This is a genomic window from Corynebacterium uterequi (genome assembly GCF_001021065.1).
Classification (GTDB): domain Bacteria; phylum Actinomycetota; class Actinomycetes; order Mycobacteriales; family Mycobacteriaceae; genus Corynebacterium; species Corynebacterium uterequi.
The window spans coordinates 746,485-769,908 of sequence record NZ_CP011546.1 but is presented as its reverse complement, the minus strand read 5'-3'; the positions used below and the strand labels follow the sequence as shown (position 1 = coordinate 769,908).

Annotated in this window: 21 protein-coding genes and 1 pseudogene; 11 read left to right on the top strand and 11 right to left on the bottom strand. The window is 64.8% G+C overall.

The window, feature by feature from the left end; translation table 11 throughout:
- Window positions 1-12: 12 nt before the first annotated feature.
- A complete protein-coding gene (locus CUTER_RS03605) occupies window positions 13-552 on the bottom strand; it encodes an NADPH-dependent FMN reductase (RefSeq protein ID WP_047259266.1) in 540 nt (179 codons plus the stop codon).
- A 285-nt stretch (window positions 553-837) separates the two neighbouring features.
- On the opposite strand from CUTER_RS03605, the gene CUTER_RS03600 reads away from it, so the two are divergent.
- Both CUTER_RS03600 and CUTER_RS03595 read left to right on the top strand, forming a co-directional pair.
- Window positions 838-1,236: a PepSY domain-containing protein gene (locus CUTER_RS03600; protein WP_047259265.1), complete on the top strand. Its 399-nt coding sequence runs from the start codon at window positions 838-840 to the stop codon at window positions 1,234-1,236.
- A 50-nt stretch (window positions 1,237-1,286) separates the two neighbouring features.
- Window positions 1,287-2,918, top strand: a complete 1,632-nt coding sequence (locus CUTER_RS03595) for a peptide chain release factor 3 (RefSeq protein ID WP_047259264.1) — start codon at window positions 1,287-1,289, stop codon at window positions 2,916-2,918.
- Between the two features lie 1,395 nt (window positions 2,919-4,313).
- Here CUTER_RS03595 and CUTER_RS11025 read toward each other — a convergent pair.
- The 6 genes from CUTER_RS11025 to CUTER_RS03560 form a co-directional block, all read right to left on the bottom strand.
- Entirely contained in the window at window positions 4,314-7,031 is a 2,718-nt protein-coding gene (locus CUTER_RS11025) for a sialidase family protein (RefSeq protein ID WP_144412249.1), read from the bottom strand.
- A 111-nt stretch (window positions 7,032-7,142) separates the two neighbouring features.
- Window positions 7,143-8,066: a Sir2 family NAD-dependent protein deacetylase gene (locus tag CUTER_RS03580; RefSeq protein ID WP_407919171.1), complete on the bottom strand. Its 924-nt coding sequence runs from the start codon at window positions 8,064-8,066 to the stop codon at window positions 7,143-7,145.
- Window positions 8,067-8,093: 27 nt separating this feature from the next.
- Complete coding sequence (locus tag CUTER_RS03575; protein WP_052844015.1) at window positions 8,094-9,383, bottom strand: alpha/beta hydrolase; 1,290 nt, start codon at window positions 9,381-9,383, stop codon at window positions 8,094-8,096.
- Window positions 9,384-9,525: 142 nt separating this feature from the next.
- Entirely contained in the window at window positions 9,526-10,131 is a 606-nt protein-coding gene (locus CUTER_RS03570; RefSeq protein WP_052844014.1) for a hypothetical protein, read from the bottom strand.
- Window positions 10,132-10,164: 33 nt separating this feature from the next.
- Entirely contained in the window at window positions 10,165-10,845 is a 681-nt protein-coding gene (locus tag CUTER_RS03565) for a hypothetical protein (RefSeq protein WP_236684757.1), read from the bottom strand.
- A gap of 3 nt (window positions 10,846-10,848) precedes the next feature.
- Window positions 10,849-11,403, bottom strand: a complete 555-nt coding sequence (locus CUTER_RS03560) for a hypothetical protein (protein ID WP_052844013.1) — start codon at window positions 11,401-11,403, stop codon at window positions 10,849-10,851.
- A gap of 171 nt (window positions 11,404-11,574) precedes the next feature.
- Between CUTER_RS03560 and CUTER_RS03555 the strand changes: the two genes are divergently transcribed.
- The 3 genes from CUTER_RS03555 to CUTER_RS03545 all read left to right on the top strand — a co-directional run bounded on the left by CUTER_RS03555 (window position 11,575) and on the right by CUTER_RS03545 (window position 14,455).
- Window positions 11,575-11,952 (top strand): hypothetical protein, encoded by a 378-nt coding sequence (locus CUTER_RS03555; protein WP_047259262.1) that lies wholly within the window; start codon window positions 11,575-11,577, stop codon window positions 11,950-11,952.
- A gap of 120 nt (window positions 11,953-12,072) precedes the next feature.
- Window positions 12,073-13,293, top strand: coding sequence for an NAD-dependent epimerase/dehydratase family protein (locus CUTER_RS03550; protein ID WP_047260572.1), 1,221 nt, complete (start codon window positions 12,073-12,075; stop codon window positions 13,291-13,293).
- A 13-nt stretch (window positions 13,294-13,306) separates the two neighbouring features.
- Window positions 13,307-14,455, top strand: a complete 1,149-nt coding sequence (locus CUTER_RS03545; protein ID WP_047259261.1) for a glycosyltransferase family 4 protein — start codon at window positions 13,307-13,309, stop codon at window positions 14,453-14,455.
- Here CUTER_RS03545 and pulA read toward each other — a convergent pair.
- Both pulA and CUTER_RS03535 read right to left on the bottom strand, forming a co-directional pair.
- The gene (pulA, locus tag CUTER_RS03540) at window positions 14,410-16,146 is read right to left on the bottom strand and encodes a type I pullulanase (protein ID WP_052844012.1); all 1,737 of its coding nucleotides are present in this window, start codon (window positions 16,144-16,146) and stop codon (window positions 14,410-14,412) included. The genes CUTER_RS03545 and pulA overlap by 46 nt on opposite strands.
- 23 nt (window positions 16,147-16,169) lie before the next feature.
- On the bottom strand, window positions 16,170-16,826 hold the full coding sequence (locus tag CUTER_RS03535; RefSeq protein WP_047259260.1) for a hypothetical protein: 657 nt from the start codon (window positions 16,824-16,826) through the stop codon (window positions 16,170-16,172).
- A 53-nt stretch (window positions 16,827-16,879) separates the two neighbouring features.
- Between CUTER_RS03535 and CUTER_RS03530 the strand changes: the two genes are divergently transcribed.
- The 3 genes and pseudogenes from CUTER_RS03530 to CUTER_RS03525 all read left to right on the top strand — a co-directional run bounded on the left by CUTER_RS03530 (window position 16,880) and on the right by CUTER_RS03525 (window position 20,052).
- Window positions 16,880-18,124, top strand: coding sequence for a YibE/F family protein (locus tag CUTER_RS03530; protein ID WP_082121250.1), 1,245 nt, complete (start codon window positions 16,880-16,882; stop codon window positions 18,122-18,124).
- Between the two features lie 23 nt (window positions 18,125-18,147).
- A pseudogene (locus tag CUTER_RS12025) lies at window positions 18,148-19,119 on the top strand (DUF6882 domain-containing protein); the annotation flags it as partial.
- Window positions 19,120-19,251: 132 nt separating this feature from the next.
- Entirely contained in the window at window positions 19,252-20,052 is an 801-nt protein-coding gene (locus CUTER_RS03525; protein WP_047260569.1) for an HAD family hydrolase, read from the top strand.
- Here CUTER_RS03525 and ppk2 read toward each other — a convergent pair.
- On the bottom strand, window positions 20,049-20,906 hold the full coding sequence (gene ppk2, locus CUTER_RS03520; RefSeq protein WP_047259259.1) for a polyphosphate kinase 2: 858 nt from the start codon (window positions 20,904-20,906) through the stop codon (window positions 20,049-20,051). The two genes, CUTER_RS03525 and ppk2, sit on opposite strands and share 4 nt — an antisense overlap.
- A gap of 81 nt (window positions 20,907-20,987) precedes the next feature.
- A complete protein-coding gene (locus tag CUTER_RS03515) occupies window positions 20,988-21,311 on the bottom strand; it encodes a putative quinol monooxygenase (RefSeq protein ID WP_047260568.1) in 324 nt (107 codons plus the stop codon).
- A 143-nt stretch (window positions 21,312-21,454) separates the two neighbouring features.
- Between CUTER_RS03515 and CUTER_RS03510 the strand changes: the two genes are divergently transcribed.
- From CUTER_RS03510 to CUTER_RS11955, 3 genes are all read left to right on the top strand, one after another.
- Window positions 21,455-22,027 (top strand): Ltp family lipoprotein, encoded by a 573-nt coding sequence (locus CUTER_RS03510; protein WP_144412248.1) that lies wholly within the window; start codon window positions 21,455-21,457, stop codon window positions 22,025-22,027.
- Between the two features lie 75 nt (window positions 22,028-22,102).
- Complete coding sequence (locus CUTER_RS03505; RefSeq protein WP_144412247.1) at window positions 22,103-23,188, top strand: sensor histidine kinase; 1,086 nt, start codon at window positions 22,103-22,105, stop codon at window positions 23,186-23,188.
- 88 nt (window positions 23,189-23,276) lie between these two features.
- The gene (locus CUTER_RS11955; protein ID WP_269079419.1) at window positions 23,277-23,411 is read left to right on the top strand and encodes a hypothetical protein; all 135 of its coding nucleotides are present in this window, start codon (window positions 23,277-23,279) and stop codon (window positions 23,409-23,411) included.
- Window positions 23,412-23,424 lie beyond the last annotated feature (13 nt).

The window sequence follows — 23,424 nt, the reverse complement described above, 5'->3', positions numbered from 1 at the left end:
AATAGCGCTTGACTAGTGCGCGGCGACGAGCCCCTCAAGCTGGGTCAGCAGCGCATCGGCCGACGCGACCTTGCGCTCGTTCGGGGTGAGCGCGCCCTCGGTGAAGTCGGTGTAGATAGAGAAGCCAAGCTGGGCGCCGAGCTGAACCATCTCGTAGATGGCGACGACGAGACGCCAGGCCTCCACCGCGCGCACGCCTTCGTTTCCGCCGTAGCCGACGAAAGCGACGGGCTTGTGCTGCCATTCGGTGGCCAGCAGGTCGAAGGCGTTCTTGAAGGGGCCGGGAACGGAGTGGTTGTACTCGGGGGTGACGAAGATGAAGCCGTCGCACGCGTCGATGACGTCGGAGAACTTCTGGACGTTGGCGTCGTCGTACTGCTTGTTCGCCATGAGCGGCAGGGTTTCGGAATCGCCGAACGGCAGGTTGTAGTCGGCCAACTCGATGAGCTTGTAGTCAGCCTCGCGGCCGGCGGTCTGCTCGACGAGCCACTGCCCGACCGCGCTGCCGAGGCGGCCCTTACGGATGCTACCGACGATGATGCCAATGGTCATGGTGTCCCCTTCATTCACAATCTTGCTTTGTTGACCCGTCACACTTTAAAGCAGGAAGGTATAACCCGCAACCGATATGCCCCAGCGGGTACCGCGACCCCACCTCCACTACCCCCACACCAGCCGCCTGGGGATGACACTTCCTTCATCTCACCCTCAGATAAGCCTCATCGACGCAGGTCATCACCTTAACTACGCATCTCATGCCGGCTCGGGAACTTGAAGTGTCCACAACCTTTCTGATTGAGTGGGAGGTGAAAGATCAACAACGATGAAAGGATCGCCATGAAGCGCATCGCCCTCGTCGGCACCCTGGCCGCCGCGACCGTCGCCCTCGTCGCCTGCGGCTCCGACACCCCGGCCCCGGCCACCAACTCGACCGCCCCCGCCACCGTTACCGTCACCGAGGCCCCGGCTAGTAGCGCCCCGGCGTCGACCGCCAAGGACTCCGGTAACGCCACCGCCGCCACCCCGGCCATCTCCCAGCAGGACGCGGAGCAGACGGCCCTCGACGACGCCGGTGTTACCCGCGACCAGGTGACCAACTGGGACCGCACAGACTTCGACTCCGATAAGGACGACGTCCCCAGCTGGGAAATCGAGTTCGACGTCAACACCACGACGTACGAATACGACATCGACGCCACCACCGGCGCCATCATTACCAAGGAGATCGACCAGTAACCTGGTGATAGTTGCTGCCTTAGGCGGCGAGCAGGCTACGATCGACGGTCATGAGTACCGTCGCCGAAGCAGCTCGCCGCCGCACTTTTGCCGTCATCGCACACCCCGACGCCGGTAAATCCACCCTCACCGAAGCCCTCGCTCTCCATGCCCACGTCATTAACGAGGCCGGCGCGGTCCACGGTAAAGGCTCTCGCAAGTCCACCGTTTCCGACTGGATGGAGATGGAAAAGGACCGCGGCATTTCCATCGCGTCTTCCGCGCTGCAATTCGAGTATCAGCCCGAGGGCCACGACGGCGCCCCGTACATGATTAACCTGGTGGACACTCCGGGCCACTCCGACTTCTCGGAGGATACCTACCGGGTGCTCTCGGCCGTCGACGCCGCGGTCATGCTTATCGACGCCGCCAAGGGTCTAGAGCCCCAGACGCTCAAGCTCTTCCGCGTGTGCAAGGCCCGCGGTCTGCCCATCGTCACCGTGGTGAACAAGTGGGACCGAGCGGGGCGTGAGCCGCTGGAGCTCGTCGACGAGATCGTTACCGAGATCGGCCTGCAGCCCACCCCTCTTTATTGGCCGGTCGGCGTCGCCGGAGACTTCCGCGGCCTGGCGCACGTCAGCGCCGACGGCGACGTTGACCACTACATCCACTTCCAGCGCACCGCCGGCGGCGCCACCATCGCCGGCGAGGAGCACTACAGCCCGGCCGACGCCGCCGCTAAGGAAGAGGAAGCGTGGGACACGGCCGTCGAAGAGGCGGAGCTACTAGCCGCTGACGGCGCCCTGCACGACCAGGAGCTCTTCGAAGCCTGCGAGACCTCCCCGCTCATCTTCGCCTCTGCCATGCTCAACTTCGGCGTTCACCAGATCCTCGACACCCTGTGCGCCATCGCCCCCGCCCCTGCCCCGCGGGATGCCGACCCTGCCGCCGTTGAAGCCTCCACCTCCGCTATGGATTCCCGACGTGAGCTCGACTCCGCCTTCTCCGGAATCGTCTTCAAGGTGCAGGCCGGCATGGACAAGAACCACCGGGACACGCTGGCGTTCATGCGCGTTGTCTCCGGCGAGTTCGACCGTGGAATGCAGGTCACCCACGCCCAATCCGGGCGTAGTTTTTCAACCAAATACGCGTTGACCGTGTTCGGCCGCAACCGCGAAACGGTGGAAACAGCCTTCCCCGGCGACATTGTCGGCCTCGTTAACGCCGGATCACTAGCCCCCGGCGACACCATCTACGCCGGGCGCAAGGTGCAATTCCCGCCCATGCCGCAATTCGCCCCCGAACACTTCCGTATTCTGCGTGCCAAGTCTCTAGGCAAGTACAAGCAATTCCGTAAGGCGCTGGACCAGCTAGATGCCGAGGGCGTGGTGCAGATCCTGCGCAATGATGCCCGCGGCGACGCCTCCCCCGTCATGGCCGCCGTCGGCCCCATGCAGTTTGAGGTCATGCAGGCCCGGATGGAGGTCGAGTACAACGTCGAAACCATCACCGAGCCCATCCCCTACACGGTGGCCCGCCGCACCGACGCGGCCTCCGCGTCCACCCTCGGCAAGCAACGCGGCGTGGAAATTTTCACCCGCACCGACGGCGAACTCATCGCCTTGTTCGGCGACAAATGGAAACTCGCCTTCATTGAGAAGGAACACCCGGATCTCACCATGGAGCCACTGGTGGCGGATTAGTTATCTGCGCACCGCATCCTGAATGCCATCCCTATGCTTGGTCAGCGCCCGGCCAAGACAAGCGGCCTCGGCGAATGCGTGGACACCGCCGAACCGATCCAGGAGCTCAGTTCAGCTATGTTCTCGCACCCTCGTCTCGACACCAGTCTCGACGCCAGCCCCGGCTGACACCCGGAACGCCGCGATCATGCGCCCATGGACGCCCTACGTCGCCTTGACATAGACGGGGCCAACCATCAGCGCAAAAGGCTGGCGGCCGGTCGGCTCCTGGCATACACTCATCCTCAGTACCGTCGCTGTTGCTAGGGGGCTGTGGTGTCACGACTGCTGGGGATTGGCATTCTTATCGTGTGTCTCTTGTTCGGAGGTACCGGGATCGCGTCCGCGACAACCGGTGAAGCACCGGTAGCGTCAACTTCTGCAGAGGATCGGGCGGTCGCCGAGGAGTTGGACGAGTTTTTCGACCGGTACGTTGATGCAGAGACGTTGGTGTTCTCAGAGTCGCGTGCTGAAATCGATGGCCGATCGGCGGAATTCGTCGCCACTGGCGACGAATATAATCGACTCATAGTCGAACACCGTGATGACATAGCCTGCTTATCTCAAGACCGCTCCCAGCGGTCAAGGCATTGTCTTTATAGGCTCGATGCTAGGTGGAATTGGTGCGGAACATGCCAATCCATTGGCGACGGCCTTGGGCCTACCCAAAACTTGGCCGACCTAGCGTGCCGAAACCACGACCATTGCCTGAGCCGAGACGAACCGGTGTGCGCCTGCGACCGAGCTTTCGTACAAGCGCTCACAATGCTCGATAAGTCTGGTTATAGCAGGTTGGATAAAGCTTACATCTTCCTCGCGAGAAATGCGGTGGCGCGATTCCATGGTTGCTAAGAAACGGAGGCTGCCTCGGTACCACACCGAGATTGCGTGGCTGTTACTTCTCCTTCTATGGGTATGCACCCTGTGGATAAACGACGTCACGCCGAAACCGCTGACCGTGATATGGTTTGCTTCCCTAGTGGTGTTTCCCATCTACGGGCTCGTTGTGGCGTTTTTTCGACGTAATTACGCATTGGGATGCTTCTCTTTAATAACTCCGTTTGTGTGGGTTATTCTCTTCTGCGTCGTCGTTTTTGTTTTCGGCTTCTCCGAGGAGGGCCCCATCTGGGAGCGGGGCTACCCTGCCAAGTCGCCGAGCGAGCAGTCACAGAACCAATGACAGTCAAAATATGCGCTGGTACGCCAACCACTCAGTGCCATCGAGAACTGTGAAGAGCCGATAACCGGCTCTTGTGGTTCTCAGCCGACTGGCTGCCACCTCGCCACAGCCCTCAACCTCAGCTTGCAGGCTGCCGGCAATCTCGAAACGACCGCCGACAGCCCCACACCCGGCTCCTATCCGAAAATCGACAAGATGGACTTCAGCACGTCGCCGAAGAAGCCCAGTACTTTGGCGATCACCCCGGCGATGCCCGCAGCATCCGTCGAGGACCCAGCCGGCTCCGGATTGGTGTTGTCTGGCTTCTGCTGCCCCTGCGAGCCCTGGTCCGAATCCTGGTTCGGCTTGGGGCTGGGCGCAGCTTGCCCATCGCCAGGCTTTTGTTCTTCGGGCTTGGGCGTGACGCTGTCGCCGACGTTCTTGTTGACGGTGAGGGTGTAGTCAGCCTTAGCCGCCCGCGGAATGCCGGTGCCGTCGTCTTCCTCACTGAACGCCACGGTGAGGGGGAATACCTTGGGCTCGGTGTTGCCTAGGGCAGTGCGGCCGGTAATCGTCATGGTCTCGGCGTTGAAACTCAGTCCCTTCGGCAGCCCGGTTACGGTGACGGTGTTCTTCAACGCCGGGTCGTCTCCGGTCATCGCCAGCTTCAAGGAGACCTCCACTCCGTCGGTGATAGAGCCCTCGACGGACGTGAATGCCGGCTCGGTGGCCAGCTTCGGCTCCAGCCAGGACAGGGTGAAGTTCTGGTACCCGACCTTGCTCCAAATGTCCGGCTCGTAGAGGATTCCGATGGATCCGTCGGCCTGGATGGTCATGGTGGTGTACCCGGTGCCCTGGGCGCGGAATTCCTTGGCTACGGGCCAGGTTGTGCCGTCGTCGTAGGACAGTGAGATGGTGCCATTGGTGCGGTCCTTAACGTTCTTCGTGTTTGAGAACAGCAGCACCTTGGAGCGCAGAGTGCCCGGGCGGGCGGTGGGGAACGCCCGGATGACCTGGGCGTTATTGGCCGGGTCGATGACCCCGGTGTCCACCCGGTAGTCCTGCCAGGTCTGCCCGCCGTCGGTGGAGGTGGCTACGATGCGGTGGCCCTTCGCCGCACCTGACGGGGTACGGGAGTTGAGCAGCAGCGTGCCGTCGGACAGCTCGACCACCTTGTTTTCGTCGAACTGCCAAGAGCCACCCTGCGGAGCATCGGCAGTAAGCGACGTGAATTCGCCAGAGTGCCAGGTCGCACCGTGGTCATCGGAGTAAATCGTCAACGCAACCACCTGCTTACCGCCCTTCTTAAAGCAGGCAGCCTGCTGCAGGAGGCGCCCCTTGTGCGGCTGCGCCATCTTCTGGGTGCCGGCGCCGGAGGTGGCGAAACAGGACTGGACCTCGCGGCCCTTCTCTCCCAGGACGTCGGCGGTGATGACGCGCTTGGTCCAGCTGCGCCCGTTGTCTTTGGAGACCGCGACGTTGAAGTTCATGGTCTTCGGGTTCTTTTCGTTGATGCGGCCATCGGCGCCGTACTCGTAGTACGGGTTGTTCACCACCACGCCTGTCTGCTGGGAATAGACGTGGAAGTTGAAGATGGTTCCGGTTTCGTGGTCGACCACGTAGGAGGGGTCGGAGTAGCCGGTGGGGGTCTTACCGTCCTCGCCGAAGCCGCCGCGGGCGATGACCGTGCGCGGCCCCCACGTCGTGCCGTTATCCGTGGATCGGCGCTGAACAATCCAGTTCGTGTTGGGGGCGTCGCCGCCGTTGTTGCTGCCGCCCTTCTTCGGGCGCAGGTCGTAGGATGCGAGGACGTCTCCGTTGGAGGCGGTCGTCAACGCCGGGATGCGGATGTTGTACTCGCCGGTGGGGGCGTCGAGTACCTGCAGCGGCGTGAGGCGGGCCGGGCTGGCAGGATTTGCGTTGTGCGGCGCGAATGCGGTTGCCGGCGCCCAGTTCCCCAGCACGGGGACTATGACAGTCTTCGTGTCCGAGTAGTCGCCGCCAGTCACGGTAAGCGTGAGCTCCGCCTCGCCGAGCTCGATGTCTTCTGCCGTCACGGCGTAGGACAGCGCGCACGTGGTGTCTTGCCCCGCTCCCAGGGTCGGGGCGGCGCAGGTGCCGGTAATATCCGACTCTTCGGCGACGGTGATTGAGACCTCGCCACCGCTGGGGTTGTGCAGCGTTGCGTCGAGGTGCAGCGTGTGGCCAGGTTTGTACGTCGTACCTTCAGCATCGGCTACGGCGAGCTTGGTGATCTCGACGGTAGGCACGACGACGTTCACCGCCGGCCCGGTCAGCGGCGCCAATCGCTGAGATTGTCCCTGGTAGTAGGGCTTGGCGTAGACGTCAACGGTGACGCTGGGAGTAAACGACCCGGCCGCAACGTCCGTGGCGTCCACTGTGTGCGACGCGGTGCAGGTCTTGGTCTCTCCCGGGGCGACGCTGCCCCATCGGCAGCCGTTGTAGTTGCTCAGGTTGGACTCCACGACCTTGATGGCACGAGGCGTGTCGGTGGTGTTCTTCACGCTCACGGTGAATCCGATCGTCTCACCCAGTTCCCATGCTCCGGGCTTCGTCTCCACGACGGAACCACTGATGGAGGCGGAGACGTCCTTCTCGGCGTCGGCCGCCGGCTCGTTCGCTTCGGGATTCTCTTCCGCGGGAGAAGTGGCCTCCGGAGTGGCGGCGGGCTCGGTGGGGGCCGAGGTCGCCGCAGGCTCCTCGGTGGGTGGCGCCGCTATAGGGGTTTCGCTCACCGGTGTCGCGGCAGGCTGGTCGACGGCCGGTTGGCTGGTGGCGGCCGCGGCGGATTCCTCAGCGTGGACGGGGACAAAGGCAGCGCCGGAGGACATCACCATCAGGGCGCTGACCAGCGACATCGTCGCGGCACGCCGGGTCATATGACGTACGATCATGCGCAAACTATACGACTTTGCGGTTATGCGATCGGGTGGTTTTGGGGCACGTCTTTGCTCATACCTGCCCGATTTGGGGGTAGCCGTGAAAAAGCTCGCGTGATTGCCTGCCTAGAGCTCAAGTTCATCGAGTAGAGCATCCACCGCGTCGCCCACGTTCGTCCGCCACAACACGTCGACGCGCTCGTCGGCGCGTCCCGGGCCACCGTTGATGACCGATACCGGGATACCTGTTCGCTGTGCGGCGATGACCAGCCGAAACCCGCTCATCACCGCCAGCGACGAGCCCAGCACCACCACCGCCTTGGCGGCGCCGAGCATCGCGGACATCGCGTCCTTTCTCTGCCGCGGCACCGGTTCGCCGAAGTACACCACGTCGGGTTTGAGCCGCACCGAACCGCAGCGTCGGCACCCCACCATCCGGTAGTCGGCGACGACGTCCTCGGGCAAGTCGATGTCACCGTCCGGGTTGACCTGCCCGGCGCGCTCGATGGCGGCTTGGAGATAACCCGGGTTCGCCTCAGCGATGCGTAAGCCCAAGTGAGAGCGCGGCTCCTTTGCTTCGCAGTCCAGGCACACGACGGTGGCGAGATCTCCGTGCAGGGCGACGACGCGCTTCTGGCCCGCAGCGTGATGGAGGCCATCGACGTTCTGGGTGATCAGTCCTGCGAGCAGTCCGGCGCGTTCCACTTCGACGAGCCCGTAGTGGGCTCGGTTTGGCCGGGCCGCTGCCATGCGAGTCCAGCCAACATAGGACCGCGCCCAGTAGCGCCGAAGAGCCGCGTGGTCGACAAGAAATTCTTGGTAGGTCATCGGCCGACCACGGGTGAGCGAGCCGGCCGGGCCTCGGTAATCGGGGATGCCGGACTCGGTGGACACGCCGGCCCCGGTGAGCACGAGGACGTCGCCGCGCCGGAATTGCTCGGCCACCGCCGCTAGCGCCACGGATGGGTCGGTGGGTTCGGTGGTTTCGTGGACCACCCGGAGCATGGAGCGCAGGGCGCTGGCGTGCAATTGCTGGGTCGTAGGCGTCACGCGTCCCACGCTACGCGGGTGGGGTCTCTAGATCAGGGCGCCCTTGATCTCCTCCCAGGCGCGGGCGGCTTCCTCGTTGAAGTGATCCCAGTTGTGCAGGCCGTGGTCGTAGTACTGCACCCGGTAGTCCGGGTGCCCGATCTCGCCCAGGCGGGCGTCGAGCGCCTGGGTGCAGGACATCGCCCCGCGCTCGAGCAAGCTGCCGGCGCTCACGGTACCGACGGTGGTCCCGGCGTACCCTTGCTGATCCCGGTCGTGCCAGGCGCCATTTCCCGTGGCGAGGTACACCCGCGTGTCAGCCAGGCCGGAGGGATCCGCGGTGACGTCGTAACGCGCCGCGGTGGCGCCGGCAGGATCGCCCCACAGGTTGGCCAGCTCCCCGCCGCCGTCGCCGACGATGGCGGCGGCCGTCATCGCGCCTAAGGAATCGGTCGTGGAGTAGCAACCGGACAGTCCGAAGGCCGCGTCGAAGGCACCGGGGTGGGCGTTGGCGATCATGAGCGCTCCGGATGCCCCCATGGACAGCCCGCCGATGGCGTGCTTGCCGTTCGTCGCCAAGGTGGCGTCCACCAGCGGCAGCAGCTCGGTCGTGATGAAGGTGTCCCATTTGGGTTGGCCCTGGTTAGGGTCCGGGTGATCCCAGTCCAGGTACATCGACGCCCCGCCGTGGGAGGGCATGAGTAGGTGGACGGGTTGGTCGCCGAACACGGTGGTAACGGCGCCATGGTTCACCCAGCCGGAGTTGCTCTGGGAGTTGATGCCGTCGAGCAGGGTCAGCACCGGCGCCGGGCCGCCCGTGGCGGGGCGTACCTGCACCTCGACATTGCGTTTCATCGACGGCGAGGCCACCACCCACCGCTCCACTCCCCCGGCTTCCGGGGTGCGCGAAACCAATTCCACGGCGGTGATGTCGTCTCGCGTCGGCAGGAGGTTGGGTACGGGTTGGCGTTCCGCTTCGAGCAGGGAGCTCAGGCCGGATTCCTCTGCCCCTACCAGGGCATCGAGGATCGCACCGGAGGACAGTTCGCTCTGTCCGATGCGGCGAAAGAGCGCGTCTTCGCCTTCCGGGGTCCACACGAAGGCGGATAGGCCCGTGTCCGGTCCGATGAGCGAGGCGGTCTTTTCTGCCTCGCTGGAGGTCTGGAAGCCGGAGGATCCTCGCGTGGACTCGTCGAGCTGCGAGGATGTGTTCTCCTCCGGTTCTGGAGTGTCTGCTAGGACGCTGCTGGGAGCAAGTGCTGCGCTTGCGGCGACGGCGGCGGCGAGGACGAGGGCAGAGCGGCGCCGAACGCCGACGGCAAGGAGACGGATGGCCATGAGGCACACAACCTTTTGTGTGGGGTAATGGATGACGAGCGGGCCGAATGAGGGCCTCAGCGCGTGGGTACCCCGTTAAGCCTAATGCCGCCCTCCCATCGCGGACGATGAGTTGGCGGCATCGGTGCCTTCCGAGTATGCGCTAGGCCATGTCCTCGATGGTGACCTCGACGTGGCGTTCGCGCGGGGCGCTGCCGCTGTTGACTCGGCCGAAGGCCTGCCATGAACCATTGGCGCACCGCACCGGCTGGCTGGTGTACTGGTCCATGATGAAGCCCCAGGTCAGGGTTCCCTTTTCGCCGGGGTTGAGATCATAGGGGCCGACGCGCTGGCCCATGGACCACACCATCTCACGGCTGTAATCCCAGGAGTACTTCTCCTTGATTTCCTTGGTGAGGCTGACGGTCACGGCGGCCGACCAGGTCCACTTCCGGGAGCGGCTTTCCTTCAGGGTTTGCTGCAGCGGGATGACCACGTCGGAGGTGTTAGACGTGGACTGCGCGCCCTCGACGGCGTAGTAGGATCCCACGAGCTCGACGTACTCGCGGCGCTCGCCGGGCCTAGAGCACGTGGTGCCCGGCTGCGGGCCTTGCTGAACCTGGCGCAGCTTCGGGGCAGGCGTCCAACCGTCCGGCGTGGCGCCGACGCTGGCGGTGTCCGCCGACGCCTGGGGCACCATGGCACCGCCGAGGGTAAGTGTGGCTACCGCGATGCCGGCAGCGGCCATGCGACGAGCGAAGGTCGTCATGATCAGTGTCACTTCCTAACCTGGGGTGGTCTCTTAGGGGTTCAACGTGGCCGCAGCGGAGTCCTGCGGGGTTTCGCGTTGACCTTGGACGTATTGGACATTGGAGCTGTGGGCGCCTTCGGCGCTGGTGCGGTGCCACACGACGAAGCGGGTGCTGGGGCCCTCGCCGTGGTAGTGGCCGAAGTAGGGTTCGGACTTCCACTTGCCGGTGCGGGCGTCGCACGTGCGAACCCGGCCGATGAAGGACTTCATGTGGACGCCATAGTCGGCACGGACGGTCTCGCCGGGCTTGACGATGACGGGCCCGAGCTTGTCGCCCACCGCCCACTGCGACACCTCAACGATGCCGTAGCTGGACTTCACGCCCTTGAGGAACACATCCCAGGTGTTTCCCGAGCTCATCGCCTTGACCGACTCGTTGACTCCCTCGGTGACCTCAAGGGAGAACTTGATGTCACGGTCGGAGGTGTTGGTAAAGGAGGTGGTGCCGTTGTAGCGGTCCCACTCGTCCGTGACCCACTGCTCCCAGGGGTGGCGCTTGGCGTCGGTGGCTGGGTTGCATGCCTCGTCGAGGAACGTGCTGCGGTGGACGTCTTGGTCGGGGGTCATCTGCTGGTTGACCGCCTCCATCACGGCGCCGGCCGGCATGGCCGTGCCTAGGCCCAGTCCGGCGGTGATGAGCGCGGCGGCCGCCATCTGGTATACGCGGCGCATAGGTTAGAACTCCGCGTTGTCGCGCATGGAGACCCGGATGTGGCGCTCGCGCGGGATGGTGCCGTGGAAGGTGGAACCGGTGTCCGTCCACACGCCGCCAGTGCAGCGCAGGTTGGTGCCCTCGAAGGTCTGGTTGAGGAAGCCGTACTCCAGGACGCCGGTCTGGCCGGGCTTGACGGGGTACGGGCCGAGGGTCTGGCCGACCTCCCAGGTCTGGGAGGACTGGTAGCCGGCGCTGAGGGTGACGTGGAAGAGCTTGAGCAGGTCAAAGTTGACGGAGCCGCCGACGTTCCAATTCTTGGTGGCACCTTCCTTGATGGTTTGGGTCAGCGGAAGGTTCTCATCGTTGTAGTTGGCGACGGTGGCGGTGCCCTCAACCTCGAAGTGAGAGCCGGTGATACGCAGAGACTGGCCTGCCTGGCCTTCGACGGAGCAGGTCTGGCCGACCTCGCCCGGGACCACCGGAACGGCAGCGGAGGCGGTGGGGACGAGCACGAGGCCGGTCGTGGCGATGGTGGCGGAAACCAAGCAAGCGAGGGCGGAGGTGGTACGACGCATGGTGGGCTTTTCCCTTCTGATACGCGGCGAAAATCCTTGGTGACGTCTCCACTGTGAGTGGTGAAATCCACTGTCGGCAAGTTTCGGGCCGGAATTTGACCCGTTAGTATCAACTTTGTGAGCCTTTCGGCTCAACTTTCCGGCCCGGAGCCGTCGGCTAAGGTTTTTCTCATGGGACTCTTAGACCGCTTTCGACGCCGCTCAGGTTCGTCTCAGGCGTTGCCCGACCTGCCGTCGTCGGCCCTCGTTTACCACGATGCGCAGGCCTTTTGTCGCACCGCGGAGGAGTTAGTGATCGTCAGCGTCGACGTCGATGCGTGGCGAGCCATCACCGCCGCGGCCGCCGCCGGGCGGACCCTACAGTTGCGCGGCCCCCGCCAGCGCGTTACTATATTAATGGGTTCTTCTACCCTAACTCCGGTGGTCGACCCCACGGAGGGGTGGATCATTCCGATCAGCGAGGCCCAGCGCACGCAGATCTCCACCCTCACCCCCGCACCGGGTGAATATGACCTGGGAACACTCGCGTTCGTCGTTGAGTCTGCCTGAACTCGGACTGTAAACAGCCTAGGACTTCGCTAACATTGGCACCTAGGCAAAATTGCCAATCGAGTCTTTCAGAAGAAGTATCAACCGACTAGGTCGCAAGACCGAGATGTGGAGAAGAACGTGAAGGTTGCGATTCTAGGTGGCGACGGTTTCTGCGGATGGCCGGCGTCACTGTACCTGTCCGACCAGGGACACGAAGTCACCATCATCGATAACCTTTCCCGTCGGGCCATCGATGAGGAACTGGGAGCCGAATCCCTCACCCCCATCGCCAGCATCGACGATCGCATCGCCGCGTGGCAGGAAGTCACCGGCAAGGAGATCGCCTACCACAACATCGACGTTGCTCAGGACTACCCGGCGCTGCTGGACTTCATCGCCACCGAGCGTCCCGACGCCGTCGTGCACTTCGCCGAGCAGCGTGCTGCGCCCTACTCCATGAAGAACTCCACCACGAAGCGCTACACGGTGGACAACAATGTCAACGCCACCCATAACCTGCTGGCCGCCATCGTCGAGGCGGGCGTGGACGTCCACGTCGTCCACCTGGGCACCATGGGCGTCTACGGCTACGGCACCGCCGGCATGAAGATCCCCGAGGGCTATCTCAATATCCAGGTCATGACGGATGAGGACGCCGACGGCAACAAGGTCGACCCGCACCCCGTCGAGCTGGAGATCCTCTACCCGTCCAACCCGGGCTCCGTCTACCACATGACGAAGGTGCTCGACCAGCACCTCTTCGCCTACTACGCGAAGAACGACGAGCTGCGCGTCACTGACCTGCACCAAGGCATCATTTGGGGAACGACCACGGAGCAGACCGCCCGCGACGAGCGCCTCATCAACCGCTTCGACTACGACGGTGACTACGGCACCGTCCTCAACCGCTTCCTCATGCAGTCCGCAGTCGGCTACCCGCTGACCGTGCACGGCACCGGCGGCCAGACCCGCGCCTTCATCCACATCCGCGACATGGTCCGCTGCGTGGAGATCGCGCTGGAGAACCCACCCGCCCGCGGCGAGCGCGTGAAGATCTTCAACCAGATGACTGAGACCCACCGCGTCCGCGATCTCGCCCACCTCATCGGCGAGATCTCCGGCGCCGAGGTCGCCCTCGTTCCGAACCCGCGCAAGGAGTCCGCGGAGAACGAATTGCACGTCGTCAACGAGACCTTCCTCGACCTCGGTCTCAAGCCCACGACGCTCGCCGAGGGCCTGCTTCACGAGGTCGAAGAGGTGGCCAAGAAGTACGCCGACCGCGCCGACCTGGACAAGATCCCGGCCCGCTCCCTGTGGACCAAGGACAACGCCGCCGGCGATCCCGCGGACGCCCGCTAAGCCTGGGACGACAATGCGGATCGCGCTGTTCACGGAGGTCTTCCTCCCGAAGATCGACGGGGTGGTGACCCGGGTGACCCGGACCCTCGACCAGCTCGCGGAGATGGGCCACGAGGTCATGATCTTCGCCCCTGGCAAGACCCCGAAGGAATACGCCGGTTTCGAGGTCATTGGTGTCAACGGGCTTCGGCTTCGCCCCATCTACCCGGAAATCACCGTCGGCGTGCCCACCCGGAGGGTGGCCCGGGCCCTGCACCGCTTCCAGCCGGACGCCGTCCATTCCGTTAACCCAGTGTGGTTGGCGGGGTACGGCGCCCACCTCGCCGTGAAGCGGAACATCCCGCTCATCGCCAGTTTCCACACCAACGTGCCGGAATACACCGAATCCCTCGGCATCGGCTGGTCCTCCCGGCCGGTGGCGTGGTGGATCCGGCGGCTGCACAACATGGCCTCGGTGAACCTGTGCACCTCCGGGCCGATGGTGGACAAGGCCAAGGCGGTGGGGATCCGCAACGTCGAGCTGTGGCCGAAAGCGGTGGACACCGACGGCTACCACCCGTCGAACGCCAGCGCCGAAATGCGCGCCGAGCTCTCCAACGGCCACCCCGAGGACCCGCTCGTCAGCTACGTCGGGCGCATGTCTGCGGAGAAGAACCTCCACGCCCTGCTGCCCATCATGGAGCGGGTGCGTGAGCGCATCCCCAACGCCCGTCTCGCCATGGTGGGCTCCGGGCCCGGGCTGGAGGATCTGCGGCAGCAGTTCGACCCTTCGTGGGCTACCTTCACCGGCTACAAGTCAGGTGCGGCGCTGGCCGCGGCGTTCGCCTCGGTGGACGTCTTCGCCTTCCCCTCCACCACGGAGACCCTCGGCCTGGTGGCATTGGAGTCCTTTGCCTCCGGAGTGCCGGTGGTCGGCGCCCGGGCGGGGGGCATCCCCTTCGTCATCGACGACGCAGCCACCGGCTACCTGGTGGACCCGCACGACTACGACGCCTGGGCAGACCGCCTGTGCGTGTTGCTGGAGAACACCGAACGCCGCCGCCAGATGGGCGCCCTGGCTCGTCAGGAGGCGGAGCGCCACGGGTGGCGGGCCGCCACCCAGACCGTGGTGGACTTCTACCAGCGGGCTATCGACACGGACAGGCCCGGCACCGTGAACTGACCCGGGGCCGCCTCCCCGGCGTCGACCTGGTGGTCGTGGACGAGCAAGCGAGCCCGCTGCGGCATCGCCACCGTCCACGGCTTCGTATCGAAGTTGATGAACACCGAGGTCACCGCGTCATGGTAGGCGAGGTGCGTGCCGTCGAGGACGTCGAGGGTGCGCCGGCCGAAGCGCAAGATTCCCTCCGCACGCAGGCGATTGAGCCCGCGAACGAGCTCGACGACCGGGGCGAAGTCCGGGTCGACAGCGCGGTCGTAGTCGAAGGCGTTGATGCTGTCGGGGCTCCGGAAGGAATTACCGATTCCCTGCTTGGTGCGGCAGGCCTCCTGCCCGGCGTGGAGGAACACCGTGCCGTCGCCGAGGTAACTCAGCGTGGTGGCGAGCATGTGGCGACGCACGATCTCCGCCCGCGGGGCCTGCGGAAGCCCGGCGCACAGCGCGTCGAAGAGGGTGTGGTTGTCATGGCATTCGCTATAGAGCACGGAATGGGTGTTGCTCAGGCTTTGCCACAGCCGCTGGGTTAGGCCGGCGTCGGCCGCCCCGGACACCAGTCCCGGTGCCCCGAGGTGGAACGTCGAGCCGCGGACGGCGTCCCGGAAGGAATCGTCAAAGGTGCCGACGCGGGGCATGAGGTGACTGTGATCCTGATCGGCGGGAATCACCCCAGTGGGGTGATTGCCCATGCGCCACGCCTCGCCGATGACGATGATGCGCTTGTCGACCTCATCGAGCGCGCGGCGCACAGCCCGCATCGTGTCCACATCGTGGATGCCCATGAGGTCAAAGCGGAAGCCGTCGAAGCCGACGGTCCGCGCCCAGTACACCACCGAGTCAACGATGAGTTGGCGCATCCCGGAGCGCTCCGAGGCGGTCTCGTTGCCGCAATAGGTGGCGTCGGTGTACGTGCCGTCGGCGTGGCGGCGGAAATAGTAGCCCGGCGCGGTGAGCTCCAGCGGGGAGGTCGCCAGGTCGTAGACGTGGTTGAAGACGACGTCCATGACCACACCTATCCCCCGGGCGTGGAAGGCGTCGACGAGGGCACGCAGCTCGTGGATGCGTTCCAGCGCCGCCGACGGGTCCGTGGTGTATGAGCCCTCGACGGCGTTGACGTGGACCGGGTCGTAGCCCCAGTTGTACTGCGCGCCGAAGCTGAGGTCCCCTGCCTCGTCAACGGTGGCGAAATCGTAGACGGGGAGCAGCTGGACGTGGGTGACCCCGAGGCTGGCGATGTAGTCGATACCGCTTAGGGCTCCGGATTCGGTCCGCGTCCCGGGCTCGCACAGGCCCAGGAATTTCCCGGCGTGACGGATGCCGTTGCCCGGCGCGATGGTGAGATCACGGACGTGCAGCTCATAGATGACGTCTTGGTTCGCGGCGCGGCTTCCGGCCCGCTCCGCCCGGCGGGGCGCGTCGGGCAGCGCAGGCGCGATGACGCTGCGGGCGCCATTGACGGTGACGGCGGTAGAGCAAGGATCGGTGGAGGTGTGGGTGCGTCCCCCGGGAAACTCCAACCGGTAGAGGTACTCCCGGCCATGGTGGTCGCCGGCGACGCTGCCGCGCCACACCCCCGAACCGTCCTGGGTGAGCGTCGCGGTCGTCGGACCGGGATAGACCAGTACGTCAACCTTGGACGCGTCGGGAGACAGCACCGCGAAGTCCGTGGCCTCGGGCCGGTACGCAGCACCTAACATGCGCCCCACCTCCTGGGAAATAATCAAAGATGAATAATGCCTATGCTGATTAGTACCACCGCGACCGCGTAACCCCCGAGTTTGCTCACCGTGGTGGCGTGCCCCCGGGCGTAGAGCATGAGCCGGCCAGCCGGCGACTCAGGATGCGCGCGCACCCACCCGACCGCCGCCGCGACCGCCGCCGGCAGGGACAGCGCGGCCGTGGCGTACCACACCATGCCGCCGTAGCGGGTCAGTGCGGAGAAGTCGCCGGCCGACAGGATAGCGATCCCGCCGTAGAAGGGAGCGGAGGTGGCGGACTGCACTACCCCGAGGACGAACCCGGCGGCGGCCGTCACCCAGCCTGGGCGGGAGACGTAAGCAAGCATGAGCTCGACGAGGCGTTGGTCACCGCCGGGCCGAGCCCGCCACGCCCCGATGGCCGCGAGGGCGCCGATGACGATGAGCACGATCCCTAGCCAGGGCCCGGACGTGAGCTGGTGGACGAAGCCTTGGGCGCCGTCGAACGCCACCATGACCAACAAGGCCAGCAGATACACGCCCAGCCAGTCCCCGGCGATGAGCAGTGGGGTGACCAACCGGTAGTGCCCGCGTGGCAGGATGATTCCGAGCGCGAGGATGACCGCAATGAGCAGCGCGTTGACGGAATCGGTGAAGGCGAGGACGACGGCGGACAGCATTGCTCTTATCGTAGCCGCTGCCCTGCCCCGTCATCGCGCTACAGTTACTGCCTATGGGACGGCATCACGCGACTACTTCGCCACCAACCGAACAACCCGACCCCAGCCAGTGGGCTCGGCGCCTGGTGGTTGGTTTTCTGGCCGTGGTGGCAGCGGCGACAGCGGTCGCCATTGTGATGATGTGGCCGGACTTCTCCCGCCAACCAGCGGTATCCGCCCAGTTTGAGCAGGTAGCTGCGCACACCCGGGTGCAGGTCGACGGCACCGTCACCGCCACCCGCCCCGGGCCGTGCTCGCATCCCGCCGCTGGCACGATTGTCGATCAGGTCCCCGCGGACCCGCCCGGCGCGACCGACTGCACGGTGGCGATCGTCGAGTTGACCGAGGGCGCGCACGCCGGAAAGAACACGCTCATCGTTACCACCGGCGGTTTGGGGGAGCCGGACCTCGCCGAGGGCCAGGAGATCTCCCTCTACGAGGCGGCCGACGCCAACGGCCAGGTGACCTATTCCTTTGCGGATTATCAGCGAGACACCGTGCTTATCGTGTGGGGCATCATTGTCACGGCGGCGATCGTCGCCGTCGGCGGTATGCGGGGTCTGCGTTCGCTCGTCGGCCTCACCGTGACGCTGCTCGCCGTGTTTGGGTACCTGGTGCCGGCGTTGCTGCGCGGTGGTGACCCGCTGCGGCTGTCGCTGGTGGTCGGATCGGCCGTGTTGTTTTTCGTCATTTACCTGGTCCATGGGTTCTCGTGGAAGTCGACCTCCGCGCTGTCCGGCACCTTGCTCGCCATGGGGCTGGCTGCCCTGGCCGGCCGCTACGCCATCGACAGCTCCCACCTGCGCGGCCTGGGTTCTGAGGACAATCTGCTCATCCAGATCTACCTGCCAGAGCTCACCATCACCGGGCTGATGCTCTGCGGGTTTGTCATCGGCGCCCTCGGCGGCCTCAACGACGTCACCGTAGCCCAAGCTTCCACCGTCAACGAGCTGGCGGAGCTGGACCCGACGGCGAGCCGGTGGACCCTCTTCGCCCGCGCCATGAAGGTGGGCCAGGACCACGTGGCGTCCATGGTGTACACGCTCGTGCTGTCCTATACCTCCGCCGCGCTTCCGCTGCTGCTCGTGCTGTCGATCTCCGGCCGAACGCTGCGAAGCATCCTCACTAGTGACATCATGGCGACCGAGCTGCTGCGTTCCGGGGTGGGCGCGGTGGGGTTGGCGCTATCTATTCCGGTTACCACCGTCATTGCCGCCTATGTCACACCGCGCCGGCGCGAGGCGACGCAGCGCGGGTAGCCGGCACCGCTATTGTTAAGGCCATGGTTCTTCCCGTTCCGCATACCGTGGCCGAGCTTGCCACCGACGGCGTCATCGAGCAGGCCGGCGTCGATGCCGCCCGTCCTCTCATCACCTCGGTGGAGTTCAACGCCCCGCCGACGGCTGACTTGACGCCCGACGCGGACGTCGAGGTGCGCCTCGGGCCGGATAATCGTACGGCCGCCGGCACCCGGGTGGCGCGGATCGCCGATGGCGAATGGACGTGGTTGACCGGGCGCATTGTTGACGCCGGCGGCGAGGACCTGGCCGCCCCGGGTCCGGCTACGCCGGATCACCTCCGGGCCGCCCGCACCTTGTTTAACGGCGCGACGGCCCTGTTGGCCCCGCACGACGACGGCGTAACCAGCGTCGTGGTCCTCACCGAACCGCCGGCGCGCGGCAGCGTCGTCGACGCGCTGCGCTTCGGGCTTCCCCTAACAGTGGGGCGCGACGCCGAGCGGGCGCTGCGCTCTTTCGCCACCGTGCGAGGGTTGACGCTCACCGTGGAGGGAGATGAGTGGGTGCTCTCCGACGGGACCCGCCTGGTGCTTCGCGATGGAGTGATCGTGGACGTGGCCGGGGTCGGCGTTTCCTTAAGCAGGGTGCGGGCCGACGCCCACTACCCGGCCGTCGAGCATCAGCTTTTACTCGACGGTCGTTTCCCGGACGCGGTGCTCACCATGGTCCCGGGAAATCCGGTGGGTCGGCTCACGGCGTCGAACGGCGCCACGATCGAACCGCACTGCGACATCCTCGCCACCGTTGCCGACGGTGTATTCCGTTGGGAGGCATCCAGCCGGGCGGGCCAGGCAGTGCGGCGCTTCGGCCATGACCAGGCCATTGCAGTGCTCGCAGCCGAGGAAGTACCCGAGCGGTTGGCCGAGGAGCTCGGGCTGATCGACATGGCTAAGCCCATCACCGGGTTGTGGCAGCACGTGTGGGTGGACCTGGGCGACCGGCGCGCCGTCGTCTTGCTCGACGACCCGCAGCTGCGCCTGCCCTCCCCCACCGCTGAGGCACTCGCCGCGGTCCTGCGCACTCCCGTGCCCCAAGGCGTGACTATCGGTGCGGCCCGCGCCGGGTACGCCGCCTTCCGCGGGGTGGAGCTGCCGCCGCGGTTGGTGGCCGTGGACATGGATGGCACGTTGCTGGACGGCGAGGGGAAGATCCCGGCGGAGTTCTGGCCGCTGCTTGAGCGCGCCGCTCAGCAGTCCGTCACCATCGCCCCCGCGTCAGGTCGCCAGTTGGCGACCCTGCAGGCGATGTTCGACGACCGCCCCGCCGGGTCTCGTGCCGTGTCCTCCTTTATCGCCGAAAACGGTACTGCGGTGAGCCACAACGGGAAGATCATCTCCACCACGCCCATGCCGGATGAGTCCGCGCACCGGGTCATCGACGTCGCCGCCGGCCTGGAGTGTTGGCTCGTCGTGTGCCGCCCCGAAGCCGCCTACGTTTTGTACATTGAAGACGACTACATCCGTGAGCAGGTCCAGACCTACCACCGGTCGATGAGGGTCGTGGAGGATCTGCATTCGGTGGTTAACGGCGAGGTCATCAAGCTCGCGTTCATCACCCCGCATGTCTCGGAGGACTATCTCGCGCCCGTGCTGCGCGAGACGGTGCCCGAGTGTTCGGTGGCGGTCTCCGGGAAGCACTGGGTGGACGTCATGTCCGCCGACGCCAACAAGGGCGTCGCACTGCTGTCGCTGGCGCAGACGCTGGGCGTGGCGGCCGAGGACACCATCGCCTTCGGCGACTACCTCAACGACATGGAGTTGCTCCGCGCGGCCGGCGTCGCCTACGCGATGGCCAACGCGCACCCGGAGATCAAAGCGATCGCCGACGTCATCGCGCCGTCGAACGTTGAGCACGGCGTCATCACCGAGCTCAACGCGCTGCTGGGCTAGCGCTTCTTGCCCTTGCCCTGGTGCTTGCGCTTTTCTAGGGTGGCGGCGTAATCGGGCACGTAGCGGAATTCCTGGCGCGGCGGCCGCTCGATGCTGCCCTGCTGGGTCCGTTCGGGCAGCTCGGGAATGAGCGGCTCGGAGGACTCGTAGGGAATCGAGTCGAGGATGTGCTTGATGACGTTGATGCGGGAGCGCTTTTTGTCCTCGCTTTCCACGGTGTACCAAGGGGCCAGCACCGTGTCGGTGTGAACGAACATCTCGTCCTTGGCCTTGGAGTAGTCATCCCACCGGTTGATGGACTCGACGTCCATGGGTGAGAGCTTCCACCGGCGCAGCGGGTCATCGACTCGGGAGTGGAAGCGGCGCAATTGCTCCTCCGGGGACACGGAGAACCAGTACTTACGCAGGTGAATGCCGTCTTCGACGAGGAGCCTTTCGAAGATGGGGGCCTGGGCGAGGAAGCGGCGGTACTCCTTGGTGGTACAAAAGCCCATGACGCGTTCCACGCCGGCCCGGTTGTACCAGGAGCGGTCAAAGATGACGATCTCCCCGGCGGACGGCAGGCGCTCGATGTAGCGCTGGAAATACCACTGGCCCTTTTCCTGCTCGTTCGGCTTGGGTAGGGCCTCCACGCGGCAGGATCGCGGGTTGAGGTACTGCGTGATCCGGCTGATTGCGGACCCCTTGCCGGCCGCGTCGCGGCCCTCCATGACGATGACTACCCGCTCACCGTTGTTGACTACCCACTGCTGAAGATCTACTAGCTGGGCCTGGAGCTTCTTCAGTTCCTTCTCGTAGGCGTGCTTATCCAACTTGGCGGGTCGATGGGCTGGAGCGTCGGATTTCTTAGCCATGGTCTCGACCCTAGATCGCGGGTTATAACCAGAAGAAATTGCGCGCCGGATGGGGGCAATGTCGTAGTTCTTAGTCGGCTCTTAGTCGACGCGGAACTCGGCCATCTCATCCCACTCGGTCTTGCCGGGGATGAGGGTGTTGATGATCTGCGGGGTCTCAAGCAGGATGGTCGGGAAGAGTTCCTCTGCCTCCTTGAAGTGCGGGGAGTTCACATGGGCGACGGCGGCGTCGTCGTGGAAGGCCTCGGTGAGGATGTAGACGCTGGGGTCGTCGACGCTGCGGTACCAGTCGAAGAAGATGTTTCCCGCCTCGCGGCGGGTCTCGCGGGTGAACTTGGCGACCTTCTCCGGGAAGGACTCGATGAACTCGGGGCGCGGGCGGAATTTCACGTTGATGAGAATCATGACCCCCATGCTAACGACCACCCCGGCCGAAGCCTGGCAGGTCAATATTCGAAACCTTCGAACGAGCTGGGAGTTTCATGTCAGGCCGGTCACGTTTAATGAGTCTCACTAGTCGATCACGCTCATAACGCGAAGGAGAACCTATGAGCACTCCTGCACAACCCACCAACTCCCAGCCCACGCCGGAGGGCTTCGTCCCGGAGGGGTACGTGCTGAAAAAGAAGAAGCGCGGCGGCTGCGCCAAGGTTGCGCTCATCCTGGTGGCCATCGTGCTCGGCCTCGGGATCCTCGGGGCCATCTTCGGCGGCGGAGACACCGAAGGCTCGTCGGAGTCCGCCGCCGACGGCGCCGCTCAGCTCGTCGACGGGGACGCTGCGGCCGACGATTCGGCCAAGGATGAGGCTTCCGCTGACGTGCCGCAGGAACACCGCAACGCCCTGCGCCAGGCCGACGTCTACGCGAACACCATGCACATGTCCTACGCCGGGATCTATGACCAGCTCACCAGCGAATATGGCGGACAGTTCAGCGCCGAGGCGGCACAGTACGCGGTCGATAACGTGGAGACGGACTGGAACGCCAACGCCCTGGAGAAGGCGAAGACGTACGTGGAGGACATGGCGATGTCCCCGGCGGCGGTCTACGACCAACTGGTGTCCGAGTACGGCGAGCAGTTCACGCCCGAGCAGGCGCAGTACGCGGTGGACAACCTGTAGGCAGCCACCACCGCGCGGTGTTAAGAGGCACCGCACGGTTCCAGGCCTAGGGCACGATGTGAGAGCATCGACGGTGTGTGGCTGAAACTGAGAAATAACCTCACCGTCGTGGCAACGCTGGTGGCGCTGGCATTATTCTTCCTCACAATGCTGACGTCGACCCCGATCCCAGGACCGTTTTACGTCCTGCTCATCGCCGCGCTGGGGGTGTGCATGATCTGGGGCCTACAGAACCCCCGCGCCGCACTGCTGAGTACTGCGGCCATCTTCATCCTCATGTGGTTGGTAGGCAACCGCTATGGTTTGGGCATTTTCTACGGCGCCTTCCTGCTCACCATCGTCGCTGCGCGCTGCAACTATTGGTGGGCGCTGGGCTTCGCGGTGTTCATCGGATTCGCCGGCATCTACGACCCGGAGGATGGTGACATCGCCCTCGAGCCCGAGGCGACCATCATCTGGCTGCTTCTCACCCTCGGCGCGTTGTTGCTGGGTATCTGGATCCGTAAGACGGTCAAGTCTCGGGAACGCGCGCGAGAGGAACAAAAACGCCGGCAGGAGGAGCTGGCTAAGTCCTTGCACGACTCGGTGGCGGCAACCCTGACCTCGCTCGTCGTTCAGGCGGAGGCACTGTCGTTGACCCGGGGCGCGAAGGATCCAGAGCTGGCCGACGACCTCGACACCCTGGCCGACCTCGGCCGCAACGCCATCACCCAGACACGCACGCTTCTGGCCTCCTTGAACACGCCCTCGGGCCTGACCGGGGACAAACCCGGTCCCACCTTCGAGAAGCAGTTTCAGAACCAGGTACGGCTGCTGTCTCGCCACAAATTCCGGGTGCGATCCCACTACCAGTTGGAAAAAACCCAGCTCAGCGCCGTCCAGGCCGGGGCCCTCGGACAGGTGATGCACGAGGCGGTGGTCAATATCATCAAGTACGCGCAGCCCAAGTCCCCCGTCATCCTCACCGTGGAGCAACCCGAAGATTCAGAGAAGATCATCCTGACGGTGGTCAACGAGGTCGGTCACAAGGATGTCTCTCACCTGGGATCCTCCGGCATCGGATTGCGGTCCATGCAGGCACACATGCAGTCCATCCGCGGCAGCATAACGACTACCAGCGAAAACGACCGCTGGACCCTCATCGCCGTCGCGCCTTGCTGAGAGTTTTCTCAGGAATTGTGGCAGAGGTCTCATGCTTTTCTAGGTTTTCACCTAGCGAACTCTTGGGTGATGCTATACCATCCCACCTATGAAGATCACCGCAGTCCTCACCAGCCTCGTTGTCCTGTCCCAGCTCTTCGTCGGCCTGACCGACATCACCAACCGCGAGCCCGGCTTCCGCTACACCTGCAAGGCCTACCCGATGCTCGCGTGGTGCTTCTAGTAGTACCCTTTAC